Source organism: Streptomyces filipinensis (assembly GCF_014649495.1).
In the GTDB taxonomy this organism is placed as follows: Bacteria; Actinomycetota; Actinomycetes; order Streptomycetales; family Streptomycetaceae; genus Streptomyces; species Streptomyces filipinensis.
Genome location: NZ_BMTD01000026.1, coordinates 41,195 through 64,605 on the forward strand (window position 1 = coordinate 41,195; position 23,411 = coordinate 64,605).

The 23,411-nt window shown below is 72.4% G+C and carries 22 protein-coding genes; 7 read left to right on the forward strand and 15 right to left on the reverse strand.

What is annotated here, in order from left to right:
- Positions 1-3: 3 nt before the first annotated feature.
- Entirely contained in the window at positions 4-1,161 is a 1,158-nt protein-coding gene (locus IE244_RS36955; RefSeq protein ID WP_031171343.1) for an acyl-CoA dehydrogenase family protein, read from the reverse strand.
- Positions 1,162-1,342: 181 nt separating this feature from the next.
- Between IE244_RS36955 and IE244_RS36960 the strand changes: the two genes are divergently transcribed.
- Positions 1,343-2,686, forward strand: a complete 1,344-nt coding sequence (locus IE244_RS36960) for a UDP-glucose dehydrogenase family protein (protein ID WP_191877961.1) — start codon at positions 1,343-1,345, stop codon at positions 2,684-2,686.
- Positions 2,687-2,790: 104 nt separating this feature from the next.
- Here IE244_RS36960 and IE244_RS36965 read toward each other — a convergent pair whose 3' ends face one another.
- Positions 2,791-3,300 (reverse strand): CGNR zinc finger domain-containing protein, encoded by a 510-nt coding sequence (locus IE244_RS36965; protein ID WP_031171339.1) that lies wholly within the window; start codon positions 3,298-3,300, stop codon positions 2,791-2,793.
- A 106-nt stretch (positions 3,301-3,406) separates the two neighbouring features.
- On the opposite strand from IE244_RS36965, the gene IE244_RS36970 reads away from it, so the two are divergent.
- Positions 3,407-3,775, forward strand: a complete 369-nt coding sequence (locus IE244_RS36970; protein WP_191877962.1) for a VOC family protein — start codon at positions 3,407-3,409, stop codon at positions 3,773-3,775.
- 23 nt (positions 3,776-3,798) lie between these two features.
- Here IE244_RS36970 and IE244_RS36975 read toward each other — a convergent pair whose 3' ends face one another.
- Both IE244_RS36975 and IE244_RS36980 read right to left on the reverse strand, forming a co-directional pair.
- Positions 3,799-4,902, reverse strand: coding sequence for a dipeptidase (locus IE244_RS36975; RefSeq protein ID WP_191877963.1), 1,104 nt, complete (start codon positions 4,900-4,902; stop codon positions 3,799-3,801).
- Positions 4,903-5,008: 106 nt separating this feature from the next.
- Complete coding sequence (locus IE244_RS36980; RefSeq protein WP_191878003.1) at positions 5,009-5,368, reverse strand: MerR family transcriptional regulator; 360 nt, start codon at positions 5,366-5,368, stop codon at positions 5,009-5,011.
- Positions 5,369-5,426: 58 nt separating this feature from the next.
- On the opposite strand from IE244_RS36980, the gene IE244_RS36985 reads away from it, so the two are divergent.
- Positions 5,427-6,566, forward strand: coding sequence for an alkene reductase (locus IE244_RS36985; protein WP_191877964.1), 1,140 nt, complete (start codon positions 5,427-5,429; stop codon positions 6,564-6,566).
- Here IE244_RS36985 and IE244_RS36990 read toward each other — a convergent pair.
- Genes IE244_RS36990 through IE244_RS37000 form a run of 3 tightly spaced genes read right to left on the reverse strand, consistent with a single transcriptional unit; the run spans position 6,506 to position 9,356 of the window.
- Positions 6,506-7,693 (reverse strand): dipeptidase, encoded by a 1,188-nt coding sequence (locus IE244_RS36990; RefSeq protein WP_191877965.1) that lies wholly within the window; start codon positions 7,691-7,693, stop codon positions 6,506-6,508. The two genes, IE244_RS36985 and IE244_RS36990, sit on opposite strands and share 61 nt — an antisense overlap.
- Before the next feature lie 5 nt (positions 7,694-7,698).
- On the reverse strand, positions 7,699-8,220 hold the full coding sequence (gene purE, locus IE244_RS36995) for a 5-(carboxyamino)imidazole ribonucleotide mutase (RefSeq protein ID WP_078963983.1): 522 nt from the start codon (positions 8,218-8,220) through the stop codon (positions 7,699-7,701).
- Positions 8,217-9,356 (reverse strand): 5-(carboxyamino)imidazole ribonucleotide synthase, encoded by a 1,140-nt coding sequence (locus IE244_RS37000; protein ID WP_191877966.1) that lies wholly within the window; start codon positions 9,354-9,356, stop codon positions 8,217-8,219. Before IE244_RS37000 ends, purE begins: the two co-directional genes overlap by 4 nt.
- A 182-nt stretch (positions 9,357-9,538) precedes the next feature.
- Here IE244_RS37000 and IE244_RS37005 point away from each other — a divergent pair, with 182 nt between their 5' ends.
- Positions 9,539-10,045 carry a GtrA family protein gene (locus IE244_RS37005; protein ID WP_191877967.1) on the forward strand — a complete coding sequence of 169 codons (507 nt, stop codon included), beginning with the start codon at positions 9,539-9,541 and terminating at the stop codon, positions 10,043-10,045.
- A 7-nt stretch (positions 10,046-10,052) separates the two neighbouring features.
- Here the strand turns inward: IE244_RS37005 and IE244_RS37010 are convergent, their stop codons facing one another.
- A complete protein-coding gene (locus IE244_RS37010; protein ID WP_191877968.1) occupies positions 10,053-11,324 on the reverse strand; it encodes a sensor histidine kinase in 1,272 nt (423 codons plus the stop codon).
- Between the two features lie 40 nt (positions 11,325-11,364).
- Complete coding sequence (locus IE244_RS37015) at positions 11,365-12,042, reverse strand: response regulator transcription factor (protein WP_020940464.1); 678 nt, start codon at positions 12,040-12,042, stop codon at positions 11,365-11,367.
- Positions 12,043-12,537: 495 nt separating this feature from the next.
- On the opposite strand from IE244_RS37015, the gene IE244_RS37020 reads away from it, so the two are divergent.
- Positions 12,538-14,043 (forward strand): peptide MFS transporter, encoded by a 1,506-nt coding sequence (locus tag IE244_RS37020; protein ID WP_191877969.1) that lies wholly within the window; start codon positions 12,538-12,540, stop codon positions 14,041-14,043.
- 72 nt (positions 14,044-14,115) lie between these two features.
- Here the strand turns inward: IE244_RS37020 and IE244_RS37025 are convergent, their stop codons facing one another.
- The 6 genes from IE244_RS37025 to IE244_RS37050 form a co-directional block, all read right to left on the reverse strand.
- Positions 14,116-15,393 (reverse strand): hypothetical protein, encoded by a 1,278-nt coding sequence (locus IE244_RS37025; protein ID WP_373305822.1) that lies wholly within the window; start codon positions 15,391-15,393, stop codon positions 14,116-14,118.
- On the reverse strand, positions 15,390-16,460 hold the full coding sequence (locus tag IE244_RS37030; RefSeq protein WP_191878005.1) for a hypothetical protein: 1,071 nt from the start codon (positions 16,458-16,460) through the stop codon (positions 15,390-15,392). The genes IE244_RS37025 and IE244_RS37030 overlap by 4 nt, the downstream gene beginning before the upstream one ends.
- A 14-nt stretch (positions 16,461-16,474) precedes the next feature.
- On the reverse strand, positions 16,475-18,010 hold the full coding sequence (locus tag IE244_RS43295) for a hypothetical protein (RefSeq protein WP_373305823.1): 1,536 nt from the start codon (positions 18,008-18,010) through the stop codon (positions 16,475-16,477).
- Positions 18,011-18,043: 33 nt separating this feature from the next.
- Positions 18,044-18,727: an LPXTG cell wall anchor domain-containing protein gene (locus IE244_RS37040; protein WP_191877970.1), complete on the reverse strand. Its 684-nt coding sequence runs from the start codon at positions 18,725-18,727 to the stop codon at positions 18,044-18,046.
- Between the two features lie 408 nt (positions 18,728-19,135).
- Positions 19,136-19,696: an ATP-binding protein gene (locus IE244_RS37045; protein WP_191877971.1), complete on the reverse strand. Its 561-nt coding sequence runs from the start codon at positions 19,694-19,696 to the stop codon at positions 19,136-19,138.
- A gap of 288 nt (positions 19,697-19,984) precedes the next feature.
- Positions 19,985-20,362: an STAS domain-containing protein gene (locus IE244_RS37050; protein WP_191877972.1), complete on the reverse strand. Its 378-nt coding sequence runs from the start codon at positions 20,360-20,362 to the stop codon at positions 19,985-19,987.
- A 246-nt stretch (positions 20,363-20,608) separates the two neighbouring features.
- On the opposite strand from IE244_RS37050, the gene IE244_RS37055 reads away from it, so the two are divergent.
- Together IE244_RS37055 and IE244_RS37060 are read left to right on the forward strand one after the other, a co-directional pair.
- Positions 20,609-21,505 carry an RNA polymerase sigma factor SigF gene (locus IE244_RS37055; protein ID WP_191878006.1) on the forward strand — a complete coding sequence of 299 codons (897 nt, stop codon included), beginning with the start codon at positions 20,609-20,611 and terminating at the stop codon, positions 21,503-21,505.
- Between the two features lie 306 nt (positions 21,506-21,811).
- Positions 21,812-23,371 carry a ricin-type beta-trefoil lectin domain protein gene (locus IE244_RS37060; protein ID WP_191877973.1) on the forward strand — a complete coding sequence of 520 codons (1,560 nt, stop codon included), beginning with the start codon at positions 21,812-21,814 and terminating at the stop codon, positions 23,369-23,371.
- The last annotated feature ends 40 nt before the right edge of the window (positions 23,372-23,411 follow it).

Consider the following 23,411-nt stretch of genomic DNA (forward strand, 5'->3'; position numbering starts at 1 on the left):
CCGTTACGGCAGGTTGCGGGCCATGACGATCCGCTGGACCTGGTTGGTGCCCTCGTAGATCTGGGTGATCTTCGCGTCGCGCATCATGCGCTCCACCGGGTAGTCGCGGGTGTAGCCGTAGCCGCCGAGGAGCTGGACCGCGTCGGTGGTGACCTCCATCGCCACGTCCGAGGCGAAACACTTGGCGGCGGCGCCCAGGTAGGTGAGGTCGGCGTCGCCGCGCTCGGAGGCGGCGGCGGCCTGGTAGGTGAGGGCGCGGGCCGCCGAGATCTTCATCGACATGTCGGCGAGCATGAACTGGATGCCCTGGAAGTCGGCGATCGCCTTGCCGAACTGCTTGCGCTCCTGGACGTAGCCCTTGGCGTAGTCGAGGGCGCCCTGGGCGACGCCGAGGGCCTGGGCCGCGATGGTGATGCGGGTGTGGTCCAGGGTCTTCATGGCGGTCGCGAAGCCGGTGCCCTCCTCGCCGATCATGCGGTCGGCGGGGATGCGGACGTTGTCGAAGTAGACCTCGCGGGTCGGGGAGCCCTTGATGCCGAGCTTCTTCTCCGGGGCGCCGAAGGAGACGCCCTCGTCGGACTTCTCGACGACGAAGGCGGAGATGCCCTTGGAGCGCTTGGAGGGGTCGGTGACGGCCATCACCGTGTAGTACTCGGAGACGCCCGCGTTGGTGATCCAGCGCTTGACGCCGTTGAGGATCCAGTGGTCGCCGTCGCGGACCGCCTTGGTCTTCATGCCGGCCGCGTCCGAGCCCGCCTCCGGCTCGGAGAGGCAGTACGAGAACATCGCGTCGCCCTTGGCGAGCGGGGTCAGGTACTTCTTCTTCAGCGCCTCGCCGCCGGAGAGGATCACCGGGAGGGAGCCGAGCTTGTTCACGGCCGGGATCAGGGAGGAGGAGACGCAGGCGCGGGCCACTTCCTCGATCACGATGACCGTGGCGAGCGCGTCGGCGCCGGCGCCGCCGTACTCCTCGGGGACGTGCACCGCGTGGAGGTCGCCTGCGACGAGGGCGTCGAGGGCCTCCTGCGGGAAGCGGGCCTCCTCGTCCACCGCCGCGGCGAACGGCGCGATCTTCGCCTCGACCAGGGATCGGACGGCGTCCCGGAGCATGTCGTGCTCCTCGGACGGGCGGTACAGGTCGAAGTCAGCCGATCCGGCCACGGTCTCTCACGCTCCAAAGACGCAGTGATACTGACGCTAATTACCGTTAAGTAACTCAAATTTTAGAGGGCCGCCGGTAGGACGCCTACGTGAGCTACGCGACAGCGGGAAATTGCCCGGTGGACGGCCCGACTATGCTCAGGCACCGCACGTGAGAGTCCCCTAGCTGGAGCGCATCCCCATGAGCCTGAAGATCACCGTGATCGGCACCGGCTATCTCGGCGCCACGCACGCCGCGGCCATGGCCGAGCTGGGCTTCGAGGTGCTGGGGCTCGATGTCGTGCCCGAGAAGATCGCGATGCTGGAGCGCGGCGAGACCCCGATGTACGAGCCGGGTCTGCAGGAGCTGCTGAGGAAGCACGTGGCGGGTTTCGAGGGCTCCACCGGGCGGTTGCGGTTCACCACGGACTGGGCGGAGGTCGGGGCCTTCGGCGATGTGCACTTCGTCTGTGTGAACACCCCGCAGAAGCACGGCGAGTACGCCTGCGACATGAGTTACGTCGACGCCGCGATCGCCTCGCTCGCCCCGCATCTGCACGGCCCGGCGCTGGTCGTCGGCAAGTCGACCGTGCCGGTGGGCTCCGCCGACCGGCTGGCCGGCTACCTCGCCGAGCACGCGCCGGCCGGCGCGGACGCCGAGCTGGCCTGGAACCCTGAGTTCCTGCGCGAGGGCTTCGCCGTCCAGGACACCCTGCACCCGGACCGGATCGTGGCGGGCGTGCGCAGTGAGCGGGCCGAGAAGCTGCTGCGTGAGGTGTACGCGACGCCGATCGGCGGGGGCACTCCGTTCGTGGTGACGGACTTCCCGACCGCCGAGCTGGTGAAGACGGCCGCGAACTCGTTCCTCGCCACGAAGATCTCCTTCATCAACGCGATGGCGGAGGTGTGCGAGGCCGGGGGCGGTGACGTGGCGAAGCTGGCGGAGGCCATCGGGCACGACGACCGGATCGGGGCCAAGTTCCTGCGCGCCGGGATCGGCTTCGGCGGCGGCTGTCTGCCCAAGGACATCCGGGCGTTCATGGCGCGGGCCGGTGAGCTGGGCGCGGACCAGGCGCTGACCTTCCTGCGCGAGATCGACTCCATCAACATGCGCCGTCGCGGGCAGATGGTGGAGATGACCCGGGAGGCGCTCGGCGGCGGGTCGTTCCTCGGCAAGCGGGTGGCGGTGCTCGGCGCCACGTTCAAGCCCGACTCGGACGACGTCCGTGACTCGCCCGCGCTGAACGTGGCCGGTCAGATCCACCTCCAGGGCGGTCAGGTCACCGTGTACGACCCGAAGGGCATGGACAACGCCCGGCGCGTCTTCCCGACGCTGGGGTACGCCGACTCGGCGCTGGAGGCGGCGCGGGGCGCCGATGTCGTCCTGCACCTCACCGAGTGGCGGGAGTTCCGTGAGCTGGACCCGGCGGCGCTCGGCGAGGTCGCCGCGGACCGGGTGATCCTGGACGGCCGCAACACGCTCGACCCGGAGCTGTGGCGCCGGGCGGGCTGGACGTACCGGGCGATGGGGCGCCCGACGGCGTAGGCAGCAGGGTGACGCCGGTTCGGCCGAGGCTCAGTCGGCCGAACCGGCGTCTTCCGGCATTCTGCACCACCGGGCGCATGGGCGGCCGGTGAACTTCCTGTGTGTTACTTCTCCTTGGCCCGGTAACGGCGCATCTTCGCCCGCGCCCCGCACACCTGCATCGAGCACCAGCGGCCGCGCCCGGCCGGGCTGCGGTCGTAGTACGCCCAGTGGCAGTCCTCGGCCTCGCAGGCCTTGAGCCGGCTCCAGGTGCCGGCGACGAGTGCCTCGGCGACGGCGGCGGCGACGCGGGAGAGCAGTGGTGCGGTGCCGGCGGGGGCGGCGATGCCCGCGGATCCGTCCTGCTGGTCGACGGCGAGATACAGGGGCGCCCGGGACAGCAGCTCGCCGAGCGGGGTCACCGGGCGGTGCGGCGGGTGCCCGGCGTGGGCGAGCAGTACGGCCCGCAGTGACTCCCGCAGTTCCCGTGTCTCCTCCAGTCCCTCTTCGGGGACCGCGAAGCGGCCGCGCCCCTTCTCCGTGTCGAGCGTGTCGGCGCCGGTCTCCAGGTCCAGCGTGTTGACCAGGGACTCGACCAGCGCGAGGGCTCCGGGGGCGGCCGATCTCTCACTCATGCTTGCGACGTTACCGCCGATGCGGGAGCATGCAGTAACCGTTACCGGTTACTCGCCTTTACCGGTAACCCGACAGGTGACCCGCGGGTGACCCCAGGAGGTAGTGATGGCTCTCGCCAAGCTCGATGTCGTGGTGCTGGACTGTCCCGATCCCCGCGCGCTGGCCGGCTTCTACGCCTCGGTGCTGGGCGGCACGGTGGAGGAGGACCCGGAGGACGGCGAGTGGGTGGACCTGAAGGTGCCCGGCGGACCGGCGCTGGCCTTCCAGCGGGCGCCGGGGTACGTGGCGCCGAAGTGGCCGGCGCCGCAGGAGTCGCAGCAGTTCCACCTGGACCTGAGGGTGGCGGACCTGGACGCGGCGGAGAAGGGGGTGCTGGAGCTGGGGGCCCGGCCCCTGGACGTGGAGGACCGCGAGCGGACCTTCCGGGTGTACGCCGATCCGGCGGGGCACCCGTTCTGTCTGTGCGCGTGCTGAGCCGTCCCGGGGGGAGAGAGGCCCTAGGGGCCGTCCGGCTGGCCGGGTTGCGGCGGGGGCGGTTCGTGGCGGTGTTGCGCGGCGCGGGCGGTGGAGTGCGCGCTGCGCAGCACCCGTTGGACGTTGCCCCATGTCAGCAGGGACAGCTCGGTGTCGGACCAGCCGCGCCGGAGAAGTTCGGCGATCAGGTGGGGGTAGCGCGAGGCGTCGGCGAGGCCGCGGGGGTGCACGACTCCGGTGTCGTAGGTGCCGGACAGGCCCACGCAGTCCGGGCCGGCGACGTCGCGGACGTGGTCGAGGTGGTCGGCGACGTCGTGGACCGTCGGCCCGGTCTGTTCGGCGGTCAGCGGCACCAGGCACAGGCCCCGCGCCGTGCCGAGCGCGGCGAGCAGCCCGTCGGGCAGGTTGGCCGGGTGCGGGCGCAGGGCGCGGGCGGCGGAGCGGGTGCACAGCACCGGGGTCCTGGAGAGCGCGAGGGTGCTCTCGACGGTGGCCGTGGCGGCGCCGGAGACGTCGGCGAGCACGCCGAGCCGGTTCATCTCGCGGACGACCTCCTCGCCGAACCGGTTCAGGCCCCGCTCGCCCGCCCAGGCCGTGCCCGTGAGGGTGAGCACGTGCAGGCCGAGGGCGCGCAGGGCGCGCAGCACGGCGAGGGAACCGTCGAGCGCGGTGGCCTGGGCGGGGCCCAGCACCACGGCGACCCGGCCGCAGTGGCGGGCGTCGATGATCTCCCCGGCGGTGTGCACCAGGCGCAGGCCCTCCGGGTGGGCGTCGATCACCGAGCGCGCGAAGTCCAGCTGTTCCAGGGCCGCGGTCGTGGCGTGGTCGCCGCCGGTGGCCTCGGGCGGGTGCAGCGACCAGAACAGTGCGCCCACGTGGCCCTCGCGCAGCCGCGGTATGTCGGTGTCGACGGCGGGCTCGCCCAGCTCCAGGTCGTGCCGGGACAGACGCCGCAGGGCCGAGGGCAGTCCGCTGTAGCCGTCGGCGACCGGGTGGGCCGCGAGCAGGGCGTGGGCCTGCTCCAGGACGGCCGGGGAGCAGGGCGCCTGGGTTCCGGGGGTGTCCGGCAGGGTGTCGTCCGCACCGACCTCGGCCGTGGTGGCGCTGTCGGGCTGCAGGTCGGCCATGGCGGGCTCCGTAGGTCGTGGGCTGCGTCGCTGGCGTACCGCCACGGTCGCACGGAGCCGAGGGGGCCTTCCTGGTGAGTGGGGCGTTCGGGGGGTGGTGGCCCGCTCAGGCCTCGCGGGCCGTGCGGATCACCTCGTCCAGGGTCTCGCGGGAGCGCCGCAGGTCGGCGATCATGCGGTCGATGCGGTCGCGTTCGGCGGTGAGGTCGGCGACCAGCTTCGGGGTGGCGGTCGCGGCGGGGCCGCCGTCCCGGTCGCGCATGCAGGGCAGCAGCTGCCGGATCTTGTCGCTGTGCAGTCCGGCCGCGTACAGCTCCTGGATGCGGATGACCCGGTCGACGGCCGCGTCGGGGTAGTCGCGATGGCCGCCGGGGGTGCGCTCGCTGCTGAGCAGTTGCCGGGTCTCGTAGTAGCGCAGCGAGCGCTCGCTCACGCCGGTGCGCCGGGCCAGTTCACCGATCCGCATCTCCGCCTCCCGGGAAGGGCTTGAATCTGACATCAGTGTCAAGTTCTACCTTGCCGGCATGACGCAGACAACGGACTTCCTGGCACCGGCCCGGCTCGGCCGGCTCGCCCTGCCCAACCACCTGGTGATGGCCCCGCTGACCCGCAACCGTGCGGCGGCCGACGGCACCCCGACCCCGCTCATGGCCGCCCACTACGCCCAGCGCGCCTCGGCCGGCCTGATCGTCGCCGAGGGCTCGACGCCGAACGCCGTCGGGCAGACGTACCCGGACATCACCGCGATCCACACCGAGCGGCATGTGGCCGGCTGGCGCCAGGTCACCGACGCGGTGCGGGCGGCCGGCGGGCGGATGTACCTCCAGCTCCAGCACGGCGGCCGGGTCAGCCATCCGGCGACCACGGGACTGACCCCGGTGGCACCCTCGCCGCTGCCGCTGCCGGAGACGATCTTCACGCCGGGCGGGCACCGGCCGGCCGTCGTGCCCCGCGCGATGACGGCGGACGACATCCGCGCCACGATCGCCGACTTCGCCGCCGCGGCCCGCCGGGCCGTCGCGGCGGGCTTCGAAGGGGTGGAGGTGCACTCGGCCAACGGGATGCTGCTGCACCAGTTCCTCGCGGACAACACCAACCGCCGGGAAGACGGCTACGGCGGCTCCGCGCGGCAGCGGGTGCGGTTCGCGGCGGAGGTGACCGAGGCGGTGGCGGACGCGATCGGCGCGGACCGGGTGGGCATCCGCGTCTCCCCCGCCTCCACCGTCAACGGCGTCCTGGAGGAGGACACCGACGGCCTCTACGCCGCGCTCCTGGACCGTCTGAAGGGGCTGGACCTCGCCTATCTGCACCTGGTGCGCTCCGACCCGGCCAGCGGATGGTACCGGCGGATCCGCGCCGGCTGGCCCGGCGTCCTGATCGGCAACCCGGACCTGACCGACCTGACCGCCGAGGCCGTCGCCCGGGCCGCCCGCGGGATGCTGGCGGCCGGCGCCGACCTGGTGGCGCTGGGCCGGCCGTTCCTCGCCAACCCGGACCTGGTCGAGCGGCTGCGCCGTGGCGCACCCCTCAACCCGGTCCGGGACCGGTACTTCATGTACGTGGGCGGGGCGGAGGGCTACAACGACTACCCCGCCCTGGACGGTCAGACGGCGCCGGTGTCCAGTGACTCGATGGTGGCGAGGGACGGCGCCCGGGTCGCCTGAAGGCCGCGGGCCACGTCCTCGGCCGCGCCCAGCACCCGCACCGCGTTCTGCCAGGTCAGCTTGGCCAGGTCGGCCCTGGACCAGCCGCGGTCCAGCAGCTCGGCGAGCAGGTTCGGGTAGCCGGAGACGTCGTTCAGCCCGTCGGGGGTGAACGCGGTGCCGTCGTAGTCGCCGCCGATGCCCAGGTGGTCGATGCCGGCCACCTCGCGCATGTGGTCCAGGTGGTCCGCCACCGTCGTGACCGTGGCGACCGGACGCGGGGTGCGCTCCTCGAACTCGCGGTGCAGCTTCATCGCCTCGGCGCCGGTGTCGAGGTGGTGGAAGCCGTGGGCGCGCAGGTTCTCGTCGGCCGCGGCCGTCCAGTCGACGGCGGCCTGGAGCACGAACTTCGGCACGAACGTCACCATCGCCACGCCGCCGTTGGCGGGCAGCCGCTCCAGGACGTCGTCGGGGATGTTGCGCGGGTGGTCGCACACCGCGCGGGCGGAGGAGTGCGAGAAGACCACCGGCGCGGAGGTCGCGTCCAGCGCGTCCCGCATGGTCGTCGCCGCCACGTGCGAGAGGTCGACCAGCATGCCGAGCCGGTTCATCTCACGGACGACCTCGCGGCCGAACGCGGTCAGGCCGCCGGCCTTCGGCTCGTCGGTCGCGGAGTCCGCCCAGTCCACGTTGGAGTTGTGGGTGAGCGTCATGTAGCGCACGCCGAGCGCGTACAGGCCGCGCAGGGCGCCGAGCGAGTTGGCGATGGAGTGGCCGCCCTCGGCACCCATCAGCGAGGCGATACGGCCGTCCCGGCGCGCCGCCTCCATGTCGGCGGCGGTCAGCGCGGGCGCCAGGTCCGCCGGGTAGCGGGCCAGCAGCCGCTGTACGCAGTCGATCTGCTCCAGCGTCGCCGCCACCGGCGCGGGCTGCTCGGCGGGCACGAACACCGACCAGTACTGCGCGCCGACGCCGCCCTCGCGCAGCCGCGGGAGGTCGGTGTGCAGCTGCGCGTTCTGGGGGACGGAGATGTCGAGCGCGTCGAGGTCGTAGCCGGCCTTCTTGCGCAGCGCCCACGGCAGGTCGTTGTGGCCGTCGACGACCGGGAACTCGCGCAACAGCGCGCGGGCCTCGTCCAGGGAGGTCATCCGCGTCACTTCCCGAAGCCGAAGTGGCCCTGGCCCTCGACCTTGGAGCGCAGCCGCTTGCCCTTCTCGGTGGCCTGGTCGTTCAGGTCCTGCTGGAAGTCGCGCATCCGGTGCAGCAGGTCCTCGTCGTGCGCGGCGAGCATGCGCGCCGCGAGGAGACCGGCGTTGCGGGCGCCGGCGACGGAGACGGTGGCGACCGGCACGCCGGCCGGCATCTGCACGATGGACAGCAGCGAGTCCATGCCGTCGAGGTACTTCAGCGGCACCGGCACGCCGATGACCGGCAGCGGGGTCACGGAGGCGAGCATGCCGGGCAGGTGGGCGGCCCCGCCCGCCCCGGCGATGATCACCTTCAGGCCGCGGTCGGCGGCCTGCTCGCCGTACGTGATCATCTCGCGGGGCATGCGGTGCGCGGAGACGACGTCGACCTCGTACGGGATCTCGAACTCGTCCAGGGCCTTGGCGGCGGCCTCCATGACGGGCCAGTCGGAGTCCGACCCCATGACGATGCCAACAACAGGGCTCATTCGGTGATCGTGCCTCTCAGGTAGCCGGCTGCGTGACGGGCGCGCTCCAGCACGTCGTCCAGGTCGTCGCCGTAGGTGTTGACGTGTCCGACCTTGCGGCCGGGCTTCACGTCCTTGCCGTACATGTGGATCTTGAGCTTGGGGTCGCGGGCCATGCAGTGCAAGTACGCGGAGTACATGTCCGGGTAGTCGCCGCCGAGGACGTTGGCCATCACGGTCCACTTCGCGCGCGGGCGCGGGTCGCCGAGCGGGAGGTCGAGGACCGCGCGGACGTGGTTGGCGAACTGTGAGGTGATCGCGCCGTCCTGGGTCCAGTGGCCGGAGTTGTGCGGGCGCATCGCCAGTTCGTTGACGAGGATGCGGCCGTCGCGGGTCTGGAACAGCTCGACGGCGAGGTGCCCGACGACGTCCAGCTCCTTGGCGATGGTCAGCGCCATCCGCTCGGCCTGCAGCGCGAGGGACTCGTCGAGGTCCGGGGCCGGCGCTATGACGGTGTCGCACACGCCGTTGACCTGCTGCGACTCCACCACCGGGTAGGCGACGGCCTGGCCGTGCGGGGAGCGTACGACGTTGGCGGCCAGCTCGCGGACGTAGTCGACCTTCTCCTCGGCGAGGACCGGGACGCCGGCCCGGAACGGCTCGGCGGCCTCCTCGGCGGACTCCACGACCCACACGCCCTTGCCGTCGTAGCCGCCGCGCACGGTCTTCAGGACGACCGGGAAGCCGTCCCCCTCGGCCGCGAAGCGGACGACGTCCTGCGGGTCGGCGACGATCCGGTGCCGTGGGCACGGGACGCCGATCGCGTCGAGTCTGGCGCGCATCACCCCCTTGTCCTGGGCGTGCACCAGCGCGTCGGGCCCCGGGCGCACGGGGATACCGTCCGCCTCCAGGGCCCTGAGGTGCTCGGTGGGTACGTGTTCGTGATCGAAGGTGATCACATCGCACCCGCGCGCGAACTCACGCAGCGTGTCCAGGTCGCGATAGTCGCCGATGACGACATCGCTGACGACCTGCGCCGCGGAATCCTGAGGGGTGTCACTGAGAAGCTTGAACCTGATGCCCAACGGGATGCCCGCCTCGTGCGTCATACGCGCGAGCTGCCCCCCGCCGACCATGCCGACTACCGGGAACGTCACACCCCTAGCGTATCGGCCACGCCGGCGCGGCCGGATCGCGTCCCTCTCACGATCTCTTACCCGCCGTTTTCCGCCCTCTTTCCGACCTGTTTCCGAGCTGTGGCCCAGTGCGGAGGCGTCCGTGGTTCCGCCTGGATAGCATGGCTGGGCTGACGAAACCTACCGACGGGAGCTGCACCACCATGGAACCTCGTTCCTCGGGGCTGCAACGGCTCGTACGCGAGGTGGCCAAGTTCGGCGCCGTCGGCGGCGCGGGCATCTTTGTCAATCTCGGTGTGTTCAACCTGGTCCGGCACGTCTCCGACCTGCCGGTGGTGCGCGCCAGCATCATCGCGACGGTGGTCGCGATCGTCTTCAACTACGTGGGCTTCCGCTACTGGACGTACCGGGACCGTGACAAGAACGGCCGCACCAAGGAACTCACGCTGTTCCTGTTCTTCAGCGCGATCGGCCTGGTGATCGAGAACGGCGTGCTGTACCTGGCGACCTACGGCTTCGGCTGGGACAGCCCGCTGCAGAGCAACGTCTTCAAGTTCCTCGGCATCGGCATCGCGACCCTGTTCCGCTTCTGGTCGTACCGCACCTGGGTGTTCCGCGCGCAGCCGGCACGGGAGGCGGAGTCGATCCTGGCGGCCGAGTCGCGCAAGCCGCACCCCGAGCCGGAGCCGAAGTCCCAGCGGGTTCCCTAGCCGGGCCTCAACGGACCGTCGGCCGGTCCTCCTCCGGCTTGCGGGCCGGGGGCGTGCGGGAGAGGAACAGCCCGAACACCGGCGGCTGGGCCTGCAGCAGCTCCAGTCGGCCGCCGTCGGCCTCCGCGAGGTCACGGGCGACGGCCAGGCCGATCCCGGTGGAGTTGCGTCCACTGATCGTCCGCTCGAAGATCCGCGCGCCGAGGTCGGCCGGGACGCCGGGGCCCTCGTCGGTGACCTCCACCACGGCCTGGTTGCCGGTGACCCGGGTACGCAGCGCGACCGTGCCGCCGCCGTGCATGAGGGAGTTCTCGATCAGCGCCGCCAGCACCTGGGCGACCGCGCCCGGCGTGCCGACGGCCTGCAGATGCCGCTTGCCGGAGCTGACGATGGCCCGGTTGGCACTGCGGTAGGCGGGCCGCCACTCGGCGAGCTGCTGCTGGATGACCTCGTCCAGGTCGAAGGTCACGGCGGAGCCGGTGCGCGGGTCGCGGGAGTTGGTCAGCAACCGCTCGACCACGTCGGTGAGCCGCTCGACCTGGGTGAGGGCGACGTTCGCCTCTTCCTTCACGGTGTCCGGGTCGTCGGTGAGGGTGATCTCCTCAAGCCGCATGGACAGCGCGGTCAGCGGGGTGCGCAGCTGGTGGGAGGCGTCCGCCGCGAGGCGCCGCTCGGCGGTCAGCATGCGCCCGATCCGCTCGGCGGAGGAGTCCAGCACATCGGCGACCCGGTCCAGCTCGGGAACGCCGTACCGCTTGTGCCGTGGGCGCGGGTCGCCGGAGCCGAGCCGTTCGGCGGTCTCGGCGAGGTCGGTCAGCGGGGAGGCGAGCCGGTTGGCCTGCCGTACGGCGAGCAGCACCGCGGCGACGACCGCGAGCAGCGCCACCAGCGCGATGATCAGCAGGGTCCGGCCGACCTCGCGGGTCACCGCGGAGCGCGGCTCCTGCACGGTGACCTTCTCGCCCTCCTCGCCCGTCTGCGAGGCGCTGATGACGTCGCCCCGCGGCTGGGTGCCGATCTCGATCGGCGGCCTGCCGGGCATGCGGATCACCGCGTACTGGTCCTTGCTGACCGGGTTGCGCAGCACGTCCGCGTTGACGTTCTCCGCGGCGAGGATCCGGCTGTCCACGATGCTGGCCAGCCGCACCGCCTCGGACTCCACCCGCTCCTGGGCGCTGTTGCTGATCGTCCGGCTCTCGACGATCACCAGGGAGATGCCGAAGACGGCGATCACCACGAGGACGACGGCGAGGGTGGACTGGATGAGTCGTCGGCGCATGTTCCGTTACCTGAGGTGCTCGCTGGGTCCCGGGAGGGGCTCAGCTCTTCTCGAAGCGGAAGCCCACGCCTCGTACGGTGGCGATGTAGCGCGGGTTCGCCGCGTCGTCGCCGAGCTTCTTGCGCAGCCAGGAGATGTGCATGTCCAGGGTCTTGGTGGACGACCACCACGTGGTGTCCCAGACCTCGCGCATCAGCTGGTCGCGGGTGACGACCCGGCCGGCGTCCCGCACCAGTACCCGCAGCAGGTCGAACTCCTTGGCGGTGAGCTGCAGTTCCTCGTCGCCCATCCACGCCCGGTGCGACTCGACGTCGATCCGTACGCCGTGCGTGGCCGGCGGCTGCTGCGGCTCGGCGGCACCGCGCCGCAGCAGCGCCCGCACCCGGGCGAGCAGTTCGGCGAGCCGGAAGGGCTTGGTGACGTAGTCGTCGGCGCCCGCGTCCAGGCCGACGACGGTGTCCACCTCGTCGGCCCGCGCGGTCAGGATGAGGATCGGCACGGTGTGGCCGTCGGCCCGCAGCCGGCGGGCGACCTCCAGGCCGTCCATGCCCGGCAGGCCCAGGTCCAGTACGACCAGATCGACACCGCCCTGCATTCCGGCGTCGAGTGCGGTGGGTCCGTCCTCGCGCACCTCGACCTCGTAACCTTCCCGGCGCAGGGCGCGGGCCAGCGGCTCCGAGATGGACGCGTCGTCCTCGGCGAGCAGTACACGGGTCATGAGGTGATGGTAGACCGCCCGTGCACGGCGCCGGGGTGTGATCGCTCCCAGGAACTCTTACCTTCGCACACGGCTGGTACGAACCATTGCTCTGGGGATGCGATCGTAGGAGAGACCTTCGAATGCGTTTCCGTGGTTCCCCCGACACCTGTGATCCGCGTCTCAAGTCCTTCCATATCCGGCAGTGTCCTGCCGTATGGTGACCTGAACGCCTGTAGTACACCGGGGACCTTTGGCGCTCACTTGACGCTGAGGGTCTCTTTTGTGTGCGGGCTGATCAAGATCAGCCTTGAAAGGAATGACCTCTGGCCGGGCTCCGGACGCATCGTCGCGTCGGGGCGTGGATCCCGGTGGTCGCCGTCCGCCGCTTCCGAGACCCGGAAACGGACTCCCCCTGGGCGTTGGGGGGTGGACGACCGACCCTGCCGGTGCCGGCCGCACCCCCACCGGGCGCGCAACGCTCCAGCAGCGCGTCCCGACCAGCAAGGAACGACCATGGCGTCCAGCCTGACGAAGGACTCGGTCCGCCCGGGCACCCCCGGTTCCGAGAAGACCTTCTTCGGCCACCCCCGCGGCCTGGCCACTCTCTTCATGACCGAGATGTGGGAGCGCTTCTCCTACTACGGCATGAGGGCCCTGCTCCCGCTGTACCTGGTGGCCCCGGGTGGCCTGCACCTGAACGCGGGCACGGCGACGGCGATCTACTCGGTGTACGTGTCGCTCGTGTACCTGCTCGCCCTCCCCGGCGGCTGGTTCGCCGACCGCGTGCTCGGCCCCCGCAAGACGGTCGCCGTCGCGGGTCTGATCATCATGCTCGGCCATCTGTGCCTCGCGCTGCCCGTGGCCGCCAGCTTCTTCGTCGGCCTGGGCCTCGTCGCCATCGGTTCGGGTCTGCTGAAGGCCAACATCTCCACGATGGTCGGCCACCTCTACAAGGGTCCGGAGGACCCGCGCCGCGACGGTGGCTTCACGCTCTTCTACATCGGCATCAACGTCGGTGCCTTCGTCGCGCCGCTGGTCATCGGCACCGTCGGTGAGAACGTCAACTGGCACCTGGGCTTCGCGCTGGCCGCGCTCGGCATGGCGCTGGGTCTGGCCCAGTACCTGCTGGGCGGCCGTCACCTGAGCGCGAAGAGCAGCGAGGTCCCGACCCCGCTAACGGCCGACGAGAAGTCCGCCACCCTGCGCAAGGGCCTGATCTGGCTGGCCGTCGCCGCGGTCTTCTACGGTGTCGTCGGCGGCACCGGCCACTTCACCCTGAACTGGGCGCTGATCCCGCTCACCCTCATCGGTCTGCTCGTGCCGATCCTGGTCATCACCCGCATCCACCGGGACAAGGACCTGAGCGCCGACGAGCGCTCGAAGGTGTCGGCGTACGTCTGGTTCTTCGTCGCCGCCGCCGTCTTCTGGATGATCTACGACCAGGGTGGTTCGACCCTGTCGCTGTTCGCCGAGAAGAGCGCGAAGAACTCGATCCTCGGCTGGGAGTTCCCGGTCTCCTGGTACCAGTCGGTCAACCCGGTCATGATCATGGCCCTGGCGCCGGTCTTCGCCTGGCTGTGGCTGTGGCTGAACCGCCGCGGCCAGGAGCCGAGCACGATCGTGAAGTTCGCCTCCGGACTGGTCCTGATCGGTGCGTCGTTCTTCCTGTTCCTCGCCCCGCTGTCGGTCGCCGAGGGCGGTCACAAGGCCGCGGCGATGTGGCTGGTCGCGATCTACTTCGTGCAGACGATCGGTGAGCTGACGCTGTCCCCGGTGGGTCTGTCGGTGACGACGAAGATGGCGCCGAAGAAGTACGCCTCCCAGATGATGGGCGTGTGGTTCCTCGCGGTCACCGCGGGTGACTCGCTCACCGCGCTGATGTCGAACCCGGCCGTCGGCGGGGTCAACCTCGACAAGATGGGCTACGTCGGCCTGGAGGCCGTGCTCGCCGTGCTCGCCGGTGTCGCGGTGTGGATCTACCGCAAGAAGGTCAACAAGCTCATGGGCGACGTCCACTGACGTCCCCTGACACAGCTCGCTGAAGAGGGCCACCACATCTGCGGATGCGGTGGCCCTCTTCGCGTCAGGGGGTCAGCGTGTCCTGCGTCCCGGCAGGAACGTGAACACCGCCCCGCCCAGCAGGATCGCCGTGCCGGCCACCAGGCCGAGCGCCTTCAGGGCGCCGTGGTCGCTCGCCCCGGTCTCGGCGAGGCCGCCGGAGCCGCTGCCGCCGCTGGTTCCGCCGGTCGAGCCCGTCGAGCCGCCGGAAGTGGACGTGCCGCCGGACGACCCGCCCTGCTGCCTGCTGGTGTCCAGGGTCAGCGAGACCTCGGTCCTGGTCGGTGTGCACGTCGTGGTCGTGCCGAGCGCCTTGACCGTCAGGACACCCGGGGACAGCGTCGAACTGCCGCTCGCGCCGGGCTTGTAGGTGCCGGTGAGGTCCGGGATGGCGATCGGGTCGCCGGACTTGATGGGGTTGGGGTTGGCCGGCCCCTCCACGTGCACGGTGCCCTTGTCGGCCCCGCCCAGCACCACCTCCATGGAGGGCTTCACGGAGTCCTTCGGGATGTCGGCGGGGCTGTTCATCACCGACTTCTTGAACTTGACGGTGAGGCCGAACTCGCCGCCGTTCTTCCTTGCGTTGATCTGCACCGGCGAGGTCGCGTTCTTGTCGCCGATCGGGGTCTTGCAGGCGTAGGGGATCTGCACCTCCTTGCCGGTGAAGTCGGTCTGGCCGCTGCCGCCGGTCGCGGTCGGGGTGGCCGAGGCCGTGGGGGTGCTCGACCGGGTCGGAGTGGCCGACTTCGTCGGTGTCGGACCGGACGTGCCGCCACCACCCGTCACCTGGATCGTCGCCGCCTTCTGCACGGTCTCCTTCGGCGTGCACCTGGTGTCCGTCGACATCGCGTTGACGGTGTACGCGTCCGGCGTCAGCGTCACCTCGCCGGCGGCCGTCAGCTTGACGCTGCCCTTCATGTCGGACAGCACCATGGCGCCGCCCTTGGGGATCGCCGGGTTCTGCCGCGCCCCCTGCATCGCGATGTCGGCGCTCTGCGCGCCGGCCGCCTTCAGCACGCCGGACGGCTGGACCGAGTTGGCGGGCAGGTCGATGATGTCGGGGTTCTTGGACGCCGCCTGGACGAACTTCCACACGACGTCCACCGTGTCGCCGACCTTCGCCGTGGCCGGCGCGGTGATCTCGACCTTCGTGGTGCCGTCGACCGGGCTGATGCCCGCCGGCGGCACACAGTGGGTGGCGTACGCCACCTCGGCCGCCTGCGCGGGGCTCGCGGCGAGGCCCAGCAGGACGCCCGCACCGCTCAGCGCCAGCGCGGCGCCCGCGGCCGTCCCTCTCCTTCGGATGCTCACGTGGGTCCCTTCGTGGTGGGAGTCGTCGGACTCGTCGGGCTGTCGGTGTGCGGTGCGGAGAGCCGGCCGGCCGGGTCGCCCGGGACGGAGTCCGGGGCGAACCACGGCAGGGTCGGGCGCGTGGGGGGCGGTCCGGGGGTGCGGGAGCGCGGCAGCCACGGGATGGGCCGGGGCCGGCGCCGGTGGCCGTCGTGGCGGGCGCCGCCCGGGCGGCGCGGCCGTAGCCGGTCCACCACCGCCATGCCGATGCGGAACAGCGCGGCGGGGACCACCAGGCAGAGCAGGATCCAGAACAGCGTCACGCCCCAGGGGCGGCCGACGCCCCACGGCTGCTCGGCGAGGATCTTGCCGTCGTACTTCAGGGACACGGTGTAGTCGCCGTGCGCTCCGGCGGACAGCTCGACCGGCAGCCTGACCTCGGCGCGCCGGCCGGGCGCCAGGGTGCCCTGCCACTGCCGGTCGTCCCACTGCGGGGCGAAGACGCCGTGCGCGGAGCCGACCTGGAAGACCGGGTCCTTGACCGCGCTGGTGCCGGTGTTGCCGACGGTGAAGACCAGGGTGCGGCTGGGCGGCGCCCCGAACCAGGTCAGCGGGCCGCTGGAGCCGGTCAGCCGGGTGTCGGACAGGATCGCCAGCCGGCCGCCGGTGGTTTCGGCGGGCAGCGGGGCGACGGGGTGCCCGGCGACCTTCAGGGCGGCGTCCGACTCCGCCCCGGCGCCGGTGACGGTGGCCACGTGCACCACACAGGGGCAGGGCACGGGCGGTTCGGCGACCGGGAGTCTCCGGCTGAAGGCGCCCCGGGCGTCGGTGGTCACGGCCCGGCCGTCGCCGTTGGCACAGGAGTTGGTGCCGCCGACGACACCCCGGGACGGTGTGGCCCGCCCGCAGACCAACAGCATCAGCAACGTGTGCGACCGCCAGCCGGTGCCGGTGACGGTGACCGACCCGCCGGTGCCGGCCTGCGCTGCCGACAGCTTCACGACCGGCCCGTCCGCCGCGTTCGCCCGGCCGCCCACCGGCAGCAGAAGCAGCGCGAGCACCGCCACCACCGCCGACAGCCGCGGCATCCTCACCTTCCGGCTCACTTCACCGCGCCTTCCGTCAGCTCACCGTCGCAGTCCCGGGCTCCGCCCGGCCCCACACCCCGCCCACCCCCCGGTCCACCGGACCCCGGCCCCCCACCCCCCACGTCACGGGGCCCCGAGACACCAGCCGACGGACCGCCGGGGGCCCGGGGGTCGGAAAGGCAGGCGCCGGGCGCTGGAACACCGGGTGACACATCGCCGGGGGCCAGTGGGTCGGACAGGCGGACACAGGACGCCGGAACACCGGGGAGAGCACCGTCGGTTGCCGGTGGGCCGGACAGGCGCGCACCGGGCGGCAGGGCACCAGCCGACGGGCCGCCAGGGGCCGAAGTGTTGGACAGGCACGCGCCGGACGGCGGAACACCAGCCGACGAACCGCCGGGGACTGGGGCGCCGGACGCCGGGGCACCAGCCGACGAACCGTCGGGGGCCGGGGCGTCAGGCAGGCACGTGCCGGACTCCCGGGCACCGGACAAGCGAGCCCCAGACGCCGGCACACCAGACCACGCACCGTCGGCGGTCAGAGTGTGGGGCGGGCACGTGCCGGACGCCGGAACACCGGGTGGCACACCGCCGGGGGCCGGAGTGTCGGGCGGGCGCGTGGCGGACGCCCAGGCATCAGCCGACGGGGCGTCAGAGGCCTGGGCGCCGGGCGGTGGGGCGCCTTGCCCCGTGCCTTCGGGGGGCGGGTCGTCGGGTCGTGGGCGGCGGCGGCGGAGGCGGGCGGTGGTCAGCGCGGCCGCCGTCGCGAGCAGCGGGGCTCCCGTCCCCGCCACGGCCGGCCAGGGCACGAACCGGGCCGAGGCCGTCGCCGTGCCGCGGGCTCCGCCCGGGGCCGTGACCGTCAGGCAGACGTGGACGGCGTCCAGCGCGGGACGGTCGGGCCAGGACTCGCTGAGCTTCAGACGCGCGCCGGGGCGCAGGCGGACGGGGAGCGTGCGGGGCGCGCGGTCCAGGACCCGGCCGAGGATGCCGTCCGCACGCACCGCGAGCCTCGGTACGAGGACGGTCGTACCGCGGTTGACCAGCTCGTACGTGATGCGGTCGGCGTGCACGTCGAGGTGTTCGACGGTCAGCGCGGCGAGCGTGGGTCCGCCGACGCGCAGCCGGACCGGGACGGTCGCCGTACGCCCCCGTGCGTCCCGCGCGACGACGGCGCCGGAGCGGTCGCCGGGCGCCGCACCGGCCGGCACGGTGACGGTGAAGGGCACCTCGGCGCGGGTGCGGGCCGGGACGCGTATCGCGGTGCCGCCCTGCTCGGCGAAGACGGTCCGCAGGCCGGTGCCGGACAGCCGTACGACGACCGGCGCCCGCCCGGGGTTGGTGACGGACACCGTGTCCTGCAGGACCGTCCCGGGTGTGCCCTCGGCGTAGAAGGACGGGCGGCCACCGCCGGCGGGCGCGACGGACCAACCCGTGGCGGCCTGGGCACGGGGCGCCGCACCCAGCGCGGCGCACAGGCAGAGGGCGGCGGGCAGGGCGGCGCGGCGCGGGCGCCGGCGGCGGATCGGTGCGGGGGCGGCGGACGGCATGGGCGGCTCCAGCGGGACCTGGGGTGCGTCGGGTCAGCGGTGTGCCGTCTGTCCCCGTCGGGTCAGCCAGAGGGCGCCCGCCGTACCGGCGAGGAGTACCGTGCCGCCGAGGGTGCCGAGGGCGATCGCGGAGTCGTCGGGGCCGGTCTGCGGGAGCTGTCCGCCGGAGGGGGAACCGCCGGAAGAGGACGACGAGGAGGAGCCGCCGGGCGCGGTCACCTGCAGTGTCAGCCCCGGCCCGGGGCTGTTGGCCGGGGTGCAGGTCGTCGTCGTGCCGAGCGCCTTGATGACGAGCGTGCCCGGTGTGAAGGTGACCTTGCCGCTCTTCCTCGGCGTGTACGTGCCGCTCAGGTCGCTGATCTTGATGGGGGTGTTGGCGGGGATCGCCGCCGCGTTGGCGGGCCCGCTGACGGCGAGCGTGCCGGTGTCGGCGCCGCCCAGCCTGACGGTGGCGCTCGGGGTCATCGCGCCCTTGCCCAGCTCGACCGGGCTGGAGGAGACACCCTTCTGCCAGGACATGGTGATCTTGTAGCCGCTGCCGCTCCTGACGCCCGTCATGTCGATCGGCGAGACGGCGCTCTTGACACCGATCGGCGTCTGGCAGCGGTAGTTGACGTCGACGACGTCGGCGTGGGCCGCGGGCGCGGCCAGCAGCACCACCGAGCCGGCCAGGGCGGCGGCGGACGCGAGCGCGGCGGTTCGCTTCGGGTACGACACGGTCGGTCCACCTCATTCGTTCCTGACGGCACATCAGATTCGGCCGTCAAGGTACGCCCGGCACCATGAGGAGGGAAGACGCATCACACGCCGGAGTTGTGGCGATCCGGCGTGTGTGACGCGGGGCCGGCGTGGAGGGTGGGCCGGGGCGTCACGCCCCGCGCAGCACCTCCGGCAACCCCCAGCGGCGCAGCACCTCGGGGCATGGGAGCGGCCGTGGCGCGGCGGCCCGTTCCTCCCCGCACTCGGGAGGGGATTCACCCGGGGTGCGAGGCCGCCTTCCCAGCTGCCGGCGGCTCTCTCGGCTCGCGGAGCCCGGGCCCCTCGTCTCCGTCAGCGCGTTGCGCCCAGGGCCGGAAGTGCCGCGGTCGGCGGAAACCGGATTTCCACCGGCACCGGGCGGAAGACCTAGGCCGGTGCGCCCAGCTCCGCCCACACCGTCTTGCCCGGCCGGCCGGCCGCGCGGACGACGCCCCAGTCCAGGCACAGCCGCTGCACGATGAACATGCCGTGGCCGCCGGGGCGGCCGGCGCGGTGCGGGGTGCGGGGGGCCGGCTGACCGCTGCCCTGGTCCGAGACCTCCACCCGGATCACCTTGTTGTCGCAGGCCAGGAGCAGTTCGTCGGGCCCCTCGGCGTGCAGGCAGGCGTTGGTGACCAGTTCGGAGACGACCAGCAGCACGTCCTCGGCGGCGGCCCGCTGGTCGGCGCCGGCGGCCGGCAGCCAGCCCCACGCGTACAGCGCCTGGCGGGCGAAGTCGCGGGCGAGCGGGACGACCCCGCTCTCGCCGCGCAGGCCTAGTCTGCGGACCTGGGGCCCGCCGCTGCCCTGAGTGCCGCCGGCAGATCCGGACGGCGCGGCTGCCCCCGTGGGTACGCCTGCGGTCGGCGCACCCCCCTCGGACGCCCCGGAAGCGCCGCTGGGCTCCGGGCCGCGCTCGCCCGGCGAGTAAGGCCGGGTGGTGCTCATCAGCGCTTCACCTCACCGATTCACCGGTTCACGATTCAAAATGGCCGGCACCCGGTCCGTGCCGGCCGGTCCGTACGCCGTCCCCGCAGGGTGCCTGTTCACCCGTCCGTGGCACGTACGTCCCGTCCAGTCGTTTCACCGGCCCCGGTGCGGTCCCGGGCCGGCGTTCGTCAGGGTCTGTCCCGCTTCTCCTGCCCTCTCCTGCCCGGCCGATCCGGCACGACACCCCTGTCTTCGGCGTGACGAACGCAACGCCCGGGGGTCGGGGCAGAGAGAGGGGCGGCGGGCTCAGCCGGCGCCGTCGGCCAGGGCCGCCTCCACGGAGTCGTGGACGGTGAAGACCGCCTCGGCCCCAGTGATCTCGAACACACGGGCGACCACCGGCTGCATCCCGGCCAGATGGACCCCGCCGCCGGCGGCCTCCGCCTTCAGCCGGGCGCCGAGCAGCACGTTCAGGCCCGTGGAGTCACAGAACTCCAGTCGCGAGCAGTCCACGACGAGGCGCGAGAAGCCCTTGTCCAGGAGGTCGTCGAGGGGCTCACGCAAAAGATCGGCGGTGTGGTGATCGAGCTCACCCGCCGGTGTCACAACGGCGCTGGAGCCCTCTTCCCGCACCTCCACCAGAAGCCGGCCCGACTGTGCGCTGCCGACCGTCCCGTGGTCCATGCCGTCTCTCTCCTGAGGTCGTGGACGCTGACTGCTCTCGAACATTACGCCTTCCATGCGCACTCCGGCACCCGAAGAATTTCACAGAACCGGACATACCTGAACAGAACGCACTTGCGCTCGTCTCGGTGAAGCGGGTAGGGCTAGTAGGGACACCTACCCCTACACGCCGGCTTTGGAGGCGCCGCACACCGCAGTGCACGCACCGGCTTCGGCAGCCATATGCCGAGAACGATGGAGGACACCATGTCACCCCGGCTCGACGCATCGCATACCCCGGTCGCGACGTCGACACCCCCACCGGAACAACTGGATCATCCCATCGACGCCCTCGACACCTTCGAGGGACTCCCGGAGATCCCCCCGTACGACGAGATCGGCCCGGTCGACGCGCGGGCCCTGTCCAAGACCCTCTTCGAGCGCCTGGAGTCGCTGGAGGAAGGGACGCACGAGTACTCGTACGTCCGCAACACCCTGGTCGAGCTGAACCTCGCGCTCGTCAAGTTCGCCGCCTCCCGCTTCCGCTCCCGCAGCGAACCGATGGAGGACATCATCCAGGTCGGCACCATCGGCCTGATCAAGGCGATCGACCGCTTCGAGCTCACCCGCGGTGTCGAGTTCCCGACCTTCGCGATGCCGACCATCATCGGCGAGATCAAGCGTTTCTTCCGCGACACCTCGTGGTCCGTGCGCGTGCCGCGCAGGCTGCAGGAGCTGCGCCTGGACCTGGCCAAGGCCGGGGACGAGCTGGCCCAGCGACTGGACCGCGCGCCGACGGTCGCGGAACTGGCCGAGCAGCTCGGCATCTCCAACGACCAGGTCGTCGAGGGCATGGCCGCCTCGAACGCCTACACCGCCTCCTCGCTGGACGCCCAGCCCGAGGAGGACGAGACGGAGGGCGCGCTCGCGGACCGCATCGGGTACGAGGACCACGGCCTTGAGGGCATCGAGTACATCGAGTCCCTCAAGCCGCTGATCGCCGGACTCCCGCCCCGGGACCGGAAGATCCTCTCCCTGCGTTTCGTGGCGAACATGACCCAGTCGGAGATCGGCGAGGAGCTCGGCATCTCCCAGATGCACGTCTCCCGGCTGCTGTCGCGGACGCTGGTACGGCTGCGCAAGGGGCTGACGCTCGACGAGTGACACGCGGACCCCTGCCGCGGTGACACCTCCGCTAGCGGCCCGGCCGTCGGTGCCGGGCCGCTTCCGCGTGCGTTCTCCGGACCCACCCCTCCGAGTGCCGCGGGTATCCGCGATCCGCGCGGCCATGCCCACATTCCCGCCGGCGGTTCGGTCAACTGGCCCTGACGTCCCAACCGTTATGCGGTTACCCGCGGAAACCTCTTTCCCCGGCCGCCCCCCTCGACCACTATGGCCCCCCAAACCGGCTGGTATGCCGGGCCGGGACCGCAACGACGCGGGCGCCCGGTGGTGCGAGGAGGCTGGACGATGGCTCAGGGGGACGGGGCCGGGGCGGGCGGAACCGAGACGGGCGGCGCGTACGAGGACGTACCGGACGCCCGGCTGACCGCACTGCTGCGCTCGGCCACGGCGACGGCGTACCCCGCCCTGCAGGAACTGCGCCGTCGGCACCAGCCGGCGGCCCTCGCCTACGCCCGGCTGTGTGCCGCGAGCGAGCCGTCCGCCCGCCGGCTGGCGGCCGAGGCCGTCACCACGGCGGCCCGCGAGACGGCCCGGGGGGCCGAGCCGGCCGTACCGCTGCGCCACCGGCTCCTGCTGCTGACCGCCGCGCTGGCGGCCGCCTGGGCGCGCGACGAGCGCGCCACCGGCCTCGACCCGGGACTGCTGCTGGTCCTGAACGCCTCCGGCCTGCCCGACGGCCCCACCCCTGCCCTGCTGCCCGCGTTCCAGTCACTGCCGTCCCGCACCCAGGGGCTGCTCTGGTACGGCGTGCTGGAGCGGGAGCCGCAGGAACGGACCGCCGCACTGCTCGGCCTGAGCCGCGCGGACGTGACCTACGGCACCCCGCAGGCCCTCAAGGCCCTGGCCCAGGCCTGCCTCCGGGAGCGCCTCGCCGCCTCCGACGACCCCAGCTGCGCCGACTTCCGCCGGCTGATCGAGGAGGCGGTACGGCCGGACGGCCCGCGCTACAGCGCCGACCTGGACGCCCACATGGCCCGCTGCCCGCACTGCACGGCCGCGTTCGAGGATCTGCGGGCCCTGCGGGACGCGCCCCGGCAGACCCTGGCGGAGGGGCTGCTGCCGTGGAACGGAACGGCCTACATACGCGCCGAGGACCCGCCGGCCGTACCCGGTCCCCCCGCCGCACGGGCGGCCTGGCCGCCCCGGCGCCGCGTCCTGCTGGCCTCGGCGGCCCTGGGGGTGGCCCTGACCCCGCTGCTGGTGTTCCTGCTCACCCCGGCGCACACCGACGACCAGCAGCCGGCGGCCGCGACACCCACGCCTCCCCCGGTCACGGTCACCGCGACGGTGTCCGTGACCCCGTCCCCGTCCCCCTCACCCACTCCCACCGGGTCCCCCTCGAAGTCCCCTTCCTCCACGCCGAGTTCACCGCGCCCGACGGTCACGCCCCCGCCGCCCCGGCATCGCGCCACTCCCCGGCCGACGCCCTCCTTCACACCGCCCGGCGCCTCCTTCGCCCAGGTGGTGAACCTGGCGAGGGGCCGCTGCCTGGACATCCGCGACGGCGACCTGTCCGAGGGCAACGACGTCGTCACGGCCCCCTGCTCCTCCGCCGACACCCAGCGCTGGCGCTTCGACACCTACCTGGGGGTGCTCCGCTCGGGCGCCGACGACCGCTTCTGCCTGGACAGCCGGGGCTCGGTGGACCGGGGCGTCGGCATCTGGGAGTGCGACGCCGTCTACAGCGACAACGGTGACAACCTGCGCTTCACCATCGACCCCGACGGCACGATCCGCCCGGACATCGCCATCGAGACGGCGGTCACGCCGGAGGGCCGGTACGGGGTGGCCCTGGAACCGCTGGACGACCGCGGCGACCAGCGGTGGCGGGCCGGGGCGAGATGAACGCCGCGACGGCCCGCGGTGGCGGGCCGGGGTGGACCCG